This window comes from Cellulomonas algicola (assembly GCF_003851725.1).
Classification (GTDB): Bacteria; Actinomycetota; Actinomycetes; order Actinomycetales; family Cellulomonadaceae; genus Cellulomonas; species Cellulomonas algicola.
On sequence record NZ_BHYL01000299.1, the window covers coordinates 1 to 11,128 of the forward strand.

The following is an 11,128-nucleotide window of genomic DNA, read 5'->3' on the forward strand; positions in this document are numbered from 1 at the left end:
CCACCCCGTGCACGACGACCTCGCGCCCGTCCGCCGTGACGCCCGCCGCGTCGGTGCCGAGGATCATCGGCAGCTGCTGCTCGCGCAGCCCGACGCCGCGCAGCGACCACAGGTCGTGGTGGTTGAGCGCGGCGGCGCGCACGTCGACGACCGTCCAGCCGTCACGGGCCTCCGGTGCAGGCTGCTCGCCGACCTCCAGCGCGGCCAGCGGGTCGTCGGGGGAGAAGCGGGCGGCGTAGGCGGCGATCACCCGGCCACCGTAGCGACCGCCACCGGCCGTCCGCGCACCTCAGGGGGCGCACCACCCCACTCCCGGCCCGCGTCCGTCCTCGTCGCCTGCCGTCGCCCCACCCCCCTCCGCCCCAGGCAGCGGGGATCACGGGAGGGGCGTCAGCGCGCGAGCGGGTGATGACGGACCGGGTGCGGCTTCGGGATGCTGCCGTCATGGGGGCAGTCGTGGTGCCGGGCGGCGGGTCGGTCGCGATCGGGCGGGTCGTGGCCGAGATGGACGCGCTGCGCGCCGGGTGGGCGCGCGACGACGGGCTCGGGGTGTTCCTCGACGTCTACCGGCGGGTGACGGCGCTGGTCGCGCTGCGCGTCGTCGACGGCACGTTCCGCGACCCGTCGTTCGTCGAGGACCTCGACGTGCGGTTCGCGCGCCTGTTCCTCGACGTCCCCGCCGACGTCGCGGCCCAGCAGCCCGTGTCCCGCGCCTGGGCACCGCTCGTCGAGCGTCGGGCTCTGCGCGGCATCGAACCCGTCCAGTTCGCGCTCGCGGGGATGAACGCGCACATCAACCTCGACCTCGCCCTCGCGGTCGTCGCGACGTGCCGGGCGCGCGGATGCGACCCGGACGACGGCGACGTGCACGCCGACTTCGAGCGCGTCAACCGGGTGCTCGCCGAGGTCGTCCGGCCGATCCGGCAGTCGTTCCTCGACGCGTGCGTCGTCCAGCACGCGGGCGCCTTGTCGCCGCTCGCCGACCTCGTCACGAACTTCTCGATCGACAAGGCGCGCGACGCCGCCTGGGTGTCCGCGCAGGTGCTGTGGGAGGTCCGGGGCGCCACGGCGCTCGCGGCCGCCGTCCGCGACACGCTCGCGCGGACGGTCGGGCTCGTCGGACGCCAGCTCCTCACGCGCTTCCCCTGACGTCGCGTCGTCAGAGCAGAGGGAGCATCCGGCCGAGGTCGGGGACGGCCTCCGACGTGTGCTGGGGCTGCAGGGCGCGGGCCAGCTCGTCGACGTCGTAGGGCGTGCGGCCCGCCGCGAGGCGCACCCAGCGGCGCGCGTCGGCGACCTCGAGGCTCCACCCCCCGCGAGCGACGACGATGTCGAGCAGCGCGTCGGCGACCAGCGCGAGGGCGGCGGGGTCGATCGGGTCAGGGCCCGCCCCGGTGCCGCGCGCGCGACGCACCGAGCGGGCGAGGTCGTCGGCGTGCACCACGAGCTCGAGCACGCGCGACACGGTCATCGTCGAGAGCATCACCGGCCCGCGGCGCGCCTGCACCACGCGGTCGGACGGCCCCAGCGCGTCGAGGTTGGCGAACGCGGCGGCCGCCATCGCGTCGACGGCCTTGAGCGGGTTCGGCGCGATCTGCTCCGCGAGGCCGCGCGTCGTGTCCGCGATGTCCTGCGCCCGCGCGACGTACGTCCCGACGTACTCGGCGAGCGTGTACGGGACGGTCCCGTCGGGCAGCGGGGTGCAGACGGCGAGCGCGTCCATCGCCCGGCCGAGGTGCGCGACCAGCTCGGCGACCGACCAGCCGTCGAGGACGGACGGCGCGTCGACGACGTCGTCGTCGACCACCTCCGCGACCCAGGACCGCAGGCGGTCCCACTGACCGTGCAGGGCGGCGGACGCGGCGGCGAGGTCGGTGGAGGACATCCGTCCATCGTGCCGCAGTCCCGTCGCCCGGACCTGTCATTCCGCGGCCGCGGACCGCGGGCGGTGGTCGTGACACGTCGACGCGTCCGCGTGACCAGGACGTCGACGCCGCGTGGCCACGAGCAGGTGCCCGTCGGTCGGGGACAGCGGAGGGACGGGGGCGGACGCGGAGACGGCGACGGCACCCGCCTCGCGGCTCAGCGGGTGCGGACCTCGTCGGTCAGGAACTCCGAGACGATCGCGCCGACCTGGTCCTCCTCGATGAGGAACCCGTCGTGGCCGTAGGGCGAGCGCACCGTGCGCACGGGTCCCGCGCCGGGGATGCCCGCGGCGATGCGCTCGGACTGCGCGGGCGGGAACAACCGGTCGGAGTCGACCGCGATCACCAGGGCGCGCGCGGTGATCTGTGCGAGCGCCGCGGCGACGCCCCCACGGTCGCGGCCGAGGTCGTGCGTGATCATCGTGCGCGTCAGCGCGACGTAGGTGTTCGCGTCGAACCGACGGGCGAGCTTGTCGCCGTGGTGGTCCAGGTAGGACTGCACGGCGAACCGGCCGCCCTCGAGCGGGTCCTCGGCGCCCTGCGGGATGCGCCCGAACCGCTCGTCGAGCTCGGCGGCGCTGCGGTAGGTCTGGTGCGCGATCTGCCGGGCGATGCCGAGCCCGACGTGCGGGCCGTCGCCGTCGGCGGCGTCGTAGTAGTCGCCGTCGCGGTAGCGCGGGTCGGCGTGGATCGCGGCGAGCTGCGTGTGGAACCCGGCGATCTGGTCGCCCGACGTCTGCGCGGCCGTGGCGATCGCGGCGATCGAGCGGACGCGCTCGGGCGCGGTGACGGCCCACTCGAGCACGCGGAGGCCGCCCATGGACGCGCCGATGACGAGGGCCCACGAGTCGATGCCGAGCAGGTCGGCGAGGCGGACCTCGGCGGCGACCTGGTCGCGGACGGTCAGCAGCGGGAAGCGGCCGCCCCAGGGCCGCCCGTCGGGTGCGGTCGACGCGGGGCCCGTCGAGCCCTGGCAGCCGCCGAGGACGTTGGGCGCGACGACGAACCACTCGTCGGTGTCGATCGGGGCGCCGGGCCCGACCATCGACTGCCACCAGCCGGCGGTCGGGTGCCCGTCGCCCGCGGGCCCGGTGACGTGCGAGTCCCCGGTGAGCGCGTGCAGGACGAGCACCGCGTTGCTGCCGTCCTCGTTCAGCGTGCCCCACGTCTCGTACGCGAGCCGCACGGCGGGCAGCCGGCCGCCCGACTCGAGCGCGAACGGACCGAGGTCGGCGAACTGCCGCCGCCCGACGGGGTCGCCCTCGCGCCAGGCCGACGACGCGCGCACGGGCGGCCGCTCGGGGAGCGGCACGCGGCTGGCGAGCGTGCGCGCGTGCGCCCTCGACGGGGTGAACGTGAACGTGTCGTCGGGCACGAGATCCCAATCTACGGGCGGGTCGGACGGGTGCCCGGGCGCGGTCTCGCGGCTCGGGACGGCCGGGTCGTCCCCGCCGCGCCCGGCCGGTGAGCCGTGGGCGGGCTCGCCGGGCGGCGGCGGGGACGAGGGCACGGGTCAGGCGCCCTTGGCGGCCCGGAAGCCCGCGTCGAGGTCGGCGAGGATGTCGTCGACGTGCTCGATGCCGACCGCGAGGCGGACCAGGCCCGGCGTCACGCCGGACCGGAGCTGCTCCTCCGGCGTGAGCTGGCTGTGCGTCGTCGACGCGGGGTGGATGACGAGCGAGCGGACGTCACCGATGTTCGCCACGTTCGAGTGCAGCTCGAGCGCCGACACGAACGCCTGACCGGCCTCTCTGCCGCCCTCGATCTCGAACGCCAGGACGGCGCCCGCGCCGCGCGGCGCGTACTTGAGCTGGTTGGCGTGCCACGGCGACGACTCGAGGCCCGCGTAGTGGACCGTCACGACGTCCTCGCGCGCCTCGAGCCACTCGGCGACCTTCTGCGCGTTCGCGACGTGCCGCTCGACGCGCAGCGACAGCGTCTCGATGCCCTGCGCGATGAGGAACGCGTTGAACGGCGCCGCCGCCGCGCCGAGGTCGCGCAGCAGCTGGATGCGCGCCTTGAGGATGTAGGAGAGGTTGACGCCGAAGACGCCGTCCTTGCCGAGCGCCTCGCCGATGACCAGGCCGTGGTACGACGGGTCGGGCTTGCTGAAGCCGGGGAACTTCTCCGGGTCGGCCGTGTAGTCGAAGCGGCCCGCGTCGACGATCACGCCGGCGATCGCGGAGCCGTGCCCGCCGAGGTACTTGGTGGCCGAGTGCACGACGACGTCGGCGCCCCACTGCAGCGGGTTGATGAGGTACGGCGTCGCGACGGTGTTGTCGACGACCAGCGGCACGCCGTTCTCGTGCGCCACGTCCGCGACGAGCTCGATGTCGAGGACGTCGGACTTCGGGTTGGGGATCGTCTCCGCGAAGAACAGCTTGGTGTTCGGGCGGACGGCCGCGCGCCACGACTCGGCGTCGTGCGGGTCCTCGACGAACGTCGTCTCGATGCCGAGCTTGGGCAGCGTGTAGTGCAGCAGGTTGTACGTGCCGCCGTAGAGCGAGGGGCTCGCGACGACGTGGTCGCCCGCCTCCGCGATGTTGAGGATCGCGAACGTCTCCGCCGCCTGGCCCGACGCGACGAGCAGCGCGCCGACGCCGCCCTCGAGGTTCGCGATGCGGTTCTCGACGACCTCGGTCGTCGGGTTGCCGATGCGCGTGTAGATCGGGCCGAGCTCCTTGAGCGCGAACCGGTCCGCGGCCTGCTGCGCGGAGTCGAAGACGTAGGACGTCGTCTGGTAGATCGGCAGGGCGCGCGCGCCCGTGCTCGCGTCGGGGGCCTGGCCCGCGTGGATCTGGCGGGTCTCGAAGCTCCAGCTCTCGTTGCTCATCGGTCTGCTCTCTCTCGGGGATCCGTGGTGCTCGGTCCGCGGGGAGCTCGGGCAGCCGACGTCCGTCCCGCGGAAGGGGTGGGAGGGGCGCACGTGTCGAGCGTCTGGCTCGTCGCGGGTGTGGCCGGGGCTGGTCACCTGTCCGCGGGCATGCCGAACGTGCGCTGGTCAGCGACACATTCGACGGGTCATGCGACCGAGAGTACGAGCGACCATCCGCTGGATGACACAGCCGTCCCGTGATGTGAGACGGCCGGACCAGCGGCCCGACGTCGGCGACCGGACGATCTCGGCCGAACGGGTGAGCGTACGTCCGATACGTCCCTAACCACAACGGTGTGACTCGTGTTGCTCGTGTGACTTCTGTTCACTTCTGTGACTCACGTGGGTAGCGTCGAACCGCGAACGGGCCCGGGGAGGGGCCCGTGCGAGCGTCCGGAGGAAGTGCAGTGGTGCGGTTCGACAGCGTGCTCGGTGCCGACGAGGGCCGACGCCGGGTTCCCCGGCGGACCCTCCGGCTGGTGACCGCCGCGGTCGTCGTCGCCACCTCCGGGATCATCGGCGCCGACGTCGCCGCCGCCGATCCGACGCCCCCGTCCGCCCAGGACGTCCGCGACGCGCGTCGCGCCGTCGACGCCGCGTCCCGCTCGGTCGCCGAGATGGAGCTGCGCCTCGCGCAGCTCTCCGCGCAGTCCGACGCCGCGCAGCTCGCCGTCCAGAAGGCCGGCGAGGACTACACCGTCGCGCTGGCCGCCGCCGAGGCCGCCAAGGTCGCCGCCGCCGACGCCGTGCAGCGCTCCGCCGACGCCGACGCCCGCGCCGAGGACGCGCGCCGCACCCTCGTCGCGATGGCCCGCGAGGCCGCCCGGTCCGGCGGCAACGTCGAGGCCCTCCAGGCCGTGCTGTCCGCCGACGGCTTCCGCGACGTCGCGCGCCGCTCCACCGCGCTCGAGCAGATGACCGGCAAGGCCGACGAGGCCGTGCAGGAGTTCCGGGCCGCCCAGCTCGTCGCGAGCGTCCTCGCCGACCGCGCGAGGACGGCCGAGGACGACGCGAAGGCTGCCGAGCAGGACGCCTCCGCCGCGCTCGCCACCGCGCAGAAGACGCAGCAGGACAGCGACGCCGCGCTCGCCGCGGGCGCCGCCGAGCGCGACCAGCTCATCTCCGCCCTCGCGGCGGCCCGGCAGACCAGCGCCGAGGTCGAGCGGGCTCGGCAGGACGCCCTCGAGGCCGACCGGCGTGCGCGCGCCGACGAGGCCGCACGCCAGGCGGCGCTGCGTCCACCCGTGGTCGCCCCGCCCGCCTCGGGCGGGTCGTCCGGGTCGACGGGCTCGACCGGAGGCTCGACCGGTTCCGCCGGCGGGTCGACCGGCTCCACCGGTGGCTCGAACAGCGGGTCGAACGGCGGGTCGACGGGCGGCGGCTCGACCGGTGGCTCCACGGGCGGTGGCTCGACCGGCGGCGGTTCGACCGGTGGTGGCTCGACGGGCGGCGGCTCGACGGGCGGCGGCTCGACCGCGCAGCCCACGACACCCCCGGCGACGGGCGGCCAGTACGGGCTCGGCACGGGGCGCTCGCGCGGCTCGGCGGGCGGGGGAGCGGCCGCCGTCGAGTGGGCGAGGACCCAGCTCGGCAAGCCCTACGTCTGGGGCGGCGTCGGTCCGGAGGGCTACGACTGCTCGGGCCTGACCGGCACGTCCTGGCGCAGCGCGGGCGGCGTCAGCCTCAACCGCACGTCGCGCGACCAGTACAAGCAGGTCCTCAAGATCTCGTACGACCAGCTGCGCCCGGGCGACCTCGTCTTCTGGTCGACGGACCCCAACAACCCCGACGCGATCCACCACGTCGCGATCTGGGCGGGCAACGGCCAGATCATCGAGGCCCCGACGTTCAACAAGCCCGTGCGGCTCGTCGCGATGCGCTGGGCGGGCACCATGCCCTACGCGGGTCGCCCCTGACGACCCCGCCGGTCGGCGGTCGGACGACCGCCCGGGCCCGGCAGCACGACGGCCCGCCCCCTCGCGTCGAGGGTGGCGGGCCGTCGTCGTCCGTCCCGGCCGCACGGTGGCGCGGCCGGGTCACGGCTCAGTGCTGGTCGTCGCTCAGTGGTTGTACCCGGCGTCGATCGCGCGCTGACGCGACCGCTCGATCTCGGCCTCGGCCTCGGCGCGACCGGTCCAGTGCGCACCCTCGACGGACTTGCCGGGCTCGAGGTCCTTGTAGACCTCGAAGAAGTGCTGGATCTCGAGACGGTGGAAGTCGGACACGTCGTCGATGTCCTGACGCCACGCGGCGCGCTGGTCGCCCGTCGGGACGCACAGGACCTTGTCGTCGCCGCCCGCCTCGTCGCGCATGCGGAACATGCCCAGCGCACGGCAGCGGATCAGGCAGCCAGGGAAGGTCGGCTCCTCGAGCAGGACGAGCGCGTCCAGCGGGTCGCCGTCCTCACCGAGGGTGCCCTCGATGAAGCCGTAGTCGTCGGGGTACCGGGTCGAGGTGAAGAGCATGCGGTCGAGCCGGATGCGGCCCGTCGCGTGGTCCACCTCGTACTTGTTGCGCTGCCCCTTGGGGATCTCGATCGTGACGTCGAACTCCACAGCACTCCTTAGCACCACGTCCGCGCCCAGCCTCGATGGGGCCGGCGGACCCGGCGACTCGTCGGTCGTCGTGAACGGCGCGCCGGGGTGTCGGGGGCGCCCTTGTCTCGGACAGTAGTCTGACGCACCGGCGCGCGGGGGTCCCGCCCCGCCCCCGGTAGAGACAGGGTGATCATGGCCACAGCAGGACGGGTCGTCGGCACCGCCGTGCTCGTCGTCGTGCTCGCGGGCGCGGCGTACGGGACCGCGGACGCCTACGACGTCGCGCCCGGCCTGGTCACGCTCGAGCCGTCGCCCGCGCCCGCCGCACCCTTCCCGACCGCCCCGGGGGCGGTCGAGCCCGGCGACCCCGCCGCCGTGCTCGGTCCGCTCGACGACCAGGCGCCCGTCCCCGGCGCGACCAGCGTGCAGGGCCTCGTCGACGGGCTCGTCGCCGACCCGCGGCTGGGCCCGTCCGTCGGCGTGGTCGTCGCCGACCAGCTCACCGGCGAGGTCCTCGCGTCGCACCTGCCCGACCAGGGGCGCACGCCCGCGTCGACCGCGAAGCTCGTCACCGCCGTCGCCGCGCTCGACGCGCTCGGCCCCGACGTCACCCTCCCGACGACCGTCGTGCAGAGCGGCGAGCAGCTCGTCCTCGTCGGCGGCGGCGACATGATGCTCGCCGCCGGAGCGGGCGACCCCGATGCGACCGTCGGGCACGCCGGCCTCGCCGACCTCGCCGCGCAGGTGGCCCGCGAGCTCACGCTCCAGGGCCGCACGACGGTCCGGCTCGGGTTCGACGACTCGCTCTTCAGCGGCCCGACCCTCAGCCCGACGTGGAACCCCGCCGACGTCGCCGCGGGGTTCGTCGCGCCCGTCACCGCGCTGGGCGTCGACATCGCGAAGATGCGCGAGGGCGAGTACCCGCCGCGCTACCCCGACCCGTCGCTGCACGCCGCGCGCACGCTCGTGCAGCGCCTCGCCGACGTCGGCATCACCGTCACCGGCACCCCGGCGCGCATGTCCGCACCCGACGGGGCGCCCGTCGTCGGCGAGGTGCGGTCCGCGCCGCTGGGCGACGTCGTGCACTACTTCCTCGACACGTCCGACAACACGATCACCGAGGTCGTGTCGCGGCTCGTCGCGATCGACGCCGGACTGCCCGCGAGCTTCGACGGCGGCGCGCAGGCCGTCCTGCACGCCGTCGCCGCGGGCGGTGTCGACACGACCGGCGCGCACCTGTCCGACGCGTCGGGCCTCGGCTCCGGCTCGGTCCTGTCGCCCGACCTGCTGCTCGCGCTGCTGCGCCGCTCGACCGACCCCGCGCACCCCGGGCTGCGCGAGGTCGCGACCGGCATGCCGATCGCCGGCCTCACGGGGACGCTGTCCGACCGTTACACGTCGTCACCCGCGCGCGGGCTCGCCCGGGCCAAGACCGGCAGCCTCCCGGGCGTGACCGCGCTCGCGGGCACGGTGCTCGACGCCGACCGCCGCCAGCTCGTCTTCGTCGTCCTCGCCGACCAGACGCCCGCCGGCGGGCAGTGGGGGCCGCGCGCGACGATCGACGGCTTCGTGACGAGCCTGTCGGGCTGCGGCTGCGCCTGACGCCTGGAGCCGTTCGGTGCGATCGGCGACGGGTGGGACCTGCGACGTCTACGGTGGCCCGATGGACGAGACCGCGCCCGTCGACTGGACCGCGGCCGCCCGCATCGCCGGCCGCCTCTCCCGCCCGGGGCCCACGGCGACCCGCGACGAGCTGCACGACCTCGTCGACGGCCTGCGCGACGCGGCGCACCGCGCGGGCGGGTACGCCTCCGACATCACCGGCCTGACCGCCGCCGACGGCACCGCACCGGACGCGGTCTCGCGCGTGCTGGTCGTCGACCGCCCGACGTGGGCCCGTGCGAACGTCGAGATGTTCGCCACGCTCGCCGCGCCGCTCGCGCACCGCCCCGACGGGAGCCCGCTCGTCCCGCCCCCGGGCGCCCGCACGGTCGCGGCGGCGCAGGTCGGCGGCGTTCTCGCGCTGCTGTCGGGCAAGGTCCTCGGCCAGTTCGACCCGTTCACCGCGGCGCCCGGCGAGCCGGGCCGTCTGCTGCTCGTCGCCCCCAACGTGCTGCACCTGGAGCGGACGCTCGGCGTCGACGGCCCCGACTTCCGCCTCTGGGTCGCGCTGCACGAGCAGACGCACGCCCTGCAGTTCGCCGCCGCACCCTGGCTCGCGGACCTCGTGCGCAGCCGGTCCGCCGAGCTGCTCGCCGACCTCGCCGCGTCCGCGCCCGGCGGCGAGGACGACGGCCCCGGAGCCGCCGACCTCATCGCCCGGGTGTCCCGCGCGGTCCTCGGTCCCGACGGCGGCAGCGTCCTCGACGTCCTCAGCGACCGGCAGCGGACCGTGTTCGAGGAGGTGGGCGCCGTGATGGCCCTGCTCGAGGGCCACGCCGACGTCGCGATGGACCAGGTCGGGCCCAAGGTCGTCCGGACCGTGCGGACGATCCGCCGCAAGTTCGAGGCCAAGCGCGACGAGGGTGCACGGGCCCGGGGGTTCGAGCGCGTCCTGCGCCGGCTGCTCGGGCTCGACGAGAAGCTCGCGCAGTACCGCGACGGCGCCGCGTTCGTCCGCGCCGTGCAGGGACACGTCGGGCGTGACGGCTTCAACGCCGTCTGGTCCGGACCCGACACGCTGCCCCGGCCCGGCGAGATCGCCGACCCGGCGTCGTGGGTCCGCCGGGTGCACGGGTGACGACGCCGGCCGGCCGTCGACCGTCCCCGCACGTCGTCCCGAGCCGGGCGGGTGCGCGGACGACGACGGGCCCCGGCGGTCGACCGGCGGAGCGCGTCGTCGCCGTGCCGGGCGCCCCGCGGCCGTGACGGGTCCGGACCGTCGCGTCGCCGACGTCCGGCGCGCGGTGACGGCCGCGGTCGCCGACCTCCCGGACGGTGCGCTCGTGCTGGTCGCGTGCTCGGGTGGTCCGGACTCGCTCGCGCTCGCGGCGGCGACGGCGTTCGTCGCGGACCGTTCCGTGCGGCGCGGGCCGCGCGTGCTGCGGGCGGGTGCGGTCGTCGTCGACCACGCGCTGCAGCCGGGGTCCGCCGACGTGGCCGCCCGGACAGCCGCCGTGTGCCGCTCCCTCGGGCTCGACCCGGTCGTCGTGGAGCGCGTGGTCGTCGACGCTCCCGGCGGGCCCGAGGCCGCGGCGCGGCACGCGCGGTACGCGGCGCTCGACGCCGTCGCGGAGCGCCTCGGGGCGGCGGCGGTCCTGCTCGGGCACACGCTCGACGACCAGGCGGAGACGGTCCTGCTCGGGCTCGCGCGCGGGTCCGGTGCGCGGTCGCTCGCGGGCATGCCGCGCGTGCGGGGCGTCCTGCGTCGTCCGCTGCTGGGGCTGCGCCGGACCGACACCGTCGGCGCGTGCGCCGCGCTCGGGCTCGACCCCTGGCACGACCCGACCAACGCGGGCGCAGCCGACGACGCGCCGCTGCGCAGCCGCGTCCGCGAGCGCGTCCTGCCGCTCCTCGAGCGCGAGCTCGGACCCGGTGTCGCGGACGCGCTCGCCCGCACCGCCGAGCAGCTCCGCGAGGACGCCGACACGCTCGACACCCTCGCGACCACCCTCCTCACCACCGCCACGCCCCCCGCCGGTGCCCCGGTCCCGGCCGCGAGCGGGGCCTCCGTCCGCGACGGCGACACCCGCGCCTCCGTGCCGGGCGGAGGTCGCCGACCCGAGGGCGGCGGGGCGGGACCGGCGGCCCGGCCGGGCGTCGTCGTCGGGCTCGACGTCGCGGTGCTGCTC

10 protein-coding genes are annotated in these 11,128 nt (G+C 75.8%); 5 read left to right on the forward strand and 5 right to left on the reverse strand.

Annotated elements, in window-relative coordinates:
- Nucleotides 1–250 (reverse strand): alcohol dehydrogenase catalytic domain-containing protein (locus tag CTKZ_RS16905; RefSeq protein ID WP_160142925.1); only part of this gene is annotated, 250 nt, incomplete at its 3' end.
- A gap of 194 nt (nt 251–444) precedes the next feature.
- Here CTKZ_RS16905 and CTKZ_RS16910 point away from each other — a divergent pair.
- On the forward strand, nt 445–1,149 hold the full coding sequence (locus CTKZ_RS16910; protein WP_124344039.1) for a DUF5995 family protein: 705 nt from the start codon (nt 445–447) through the stop codon (nt 1,147–1,149).
- A gap of 10 nt (nt 1,150–1,159) precedes the next feature.
- On the opposite strand, the gene CTKZ_RS16915 is transcribed toward CTKZ_RS16910, so the two are convergent.
- From CTKZ_RS16915 to CTKZ_RS16925, 3 genes are all read right to left on the reverse strand, one after another.
- Nucleotides 1,160–1,885, reverse strand: a complete 726-nt coding sequence (locus CTKZ_RS16915; protein ID WP_124344040.1) for a maleylpyruvate isomerase N-terminal domain-containing protein — start codon at nt 1,883–1,885, stop codon at nt 1,160–1,162.
- A 197-nt stretch (nt 1,886–2,082) separates the two neighbouring features.
- The gene (metX, locus tag CTKZ_RS16920; RefSeq protein ID WP_371852388.1) at nt 2,083–3,300 is read right to left on the reverse strand and encodes a homoserine O-acetyltransferase MetX; all 1,218 of its coding nucleotides are present in this window, start codon (nt 3,298–3,300) and stop codon (nt 2,083–2,085) included.
- A 138-nt stretch (nt 3,301–3,438) separates the two neighbouring features.
- Nucleotides 3,439–4,758 (reverse strand): bifunctional o-acetylhomoserine/o-acetylserine sulfhydrylase, encoded by a 1,320-nt coding sequence (locus CTKZ_RS16925; protein WP_124344041.1) that lies wholly within the window; start codon nt 4,756–4,758, stop codon nt 3,439–3,441.
- Nucleotides 4,759–5,279: 521 nt separating this feature from the next.
- Here CTKZ_RS16925 and CTKZ_RS22615 point away from each other — a divergent pair.
- Entirely contained in the window at nt 5,280–6,716 is a 1,437-nt protein-coding gene (locus CTKZ_RS22615; protein ID WP_268904346.1) for a C40 family peptidase, read from the forward strand.
- Between the two features lie 144 nt (nt 6,717–6,860).
- Here CTKZ_RS22615 and CTKZ_RS16935 read toward each other — a convergent pair whose 3' ends face one another.
- Nucleotides 6,861–7,355: an inorganic diphosphatase gene (locus CTKZ_RS16935; RefSeq protein ID WP_124344043.1), complete on the reverse strand. Its 495-nt coding sequence runs from the start codon at nt 7,353–7,355 to the stop codon at nt 6,861–6,863.
- Between the two features lie 174 nt (nt 7,356–7,529).
- On the opposite strand from CTKZ_RS16935, the gene dacB reads away from it, so the two are divergent.
- The 3 genes from dacB to tilS all read left to right on the forward strand — a co-directional run.
- The gene (gene dacB / locus CTKZ_RS16940; protein WP_124344044.1) at nt 7,530–8,939 is read left to right on the forward strand and encodes a D-alanyl-D-alanine carboxypeptidase/D-alanyl-D-alanine endopeptidase; all 1,410 of its coding nucleotides are present in this window, start codon (nt 7,530–7,532) and stop codon (nt 8,937–8,939) included.
- A gap of 61 nt (nt 8,940–9,000) precedes the next feature.
- Nucleotides 9,001–10,077, forward strand: a complete 1,077-nt coding sequence (locus tag CTKZ_RS16945; protein WP_124344045.1) for an Rv3626c family coenzyme F420 biosynthesis-associated protein — start codon at nt 9,001–9,003, stop codon at nt 10,075–10,077.
- 124 nt (nt 10,078–10,201) lie between these two features.
- Nucleotides 10,202–11,128 (forward strand): tRNA lysidine(34) synthetase TilS (gene tilS, locus CTKZ_RS16950; protein WP_124344046.1); only part of this gene is annotated, 927 nt, incomplete at its 3' end.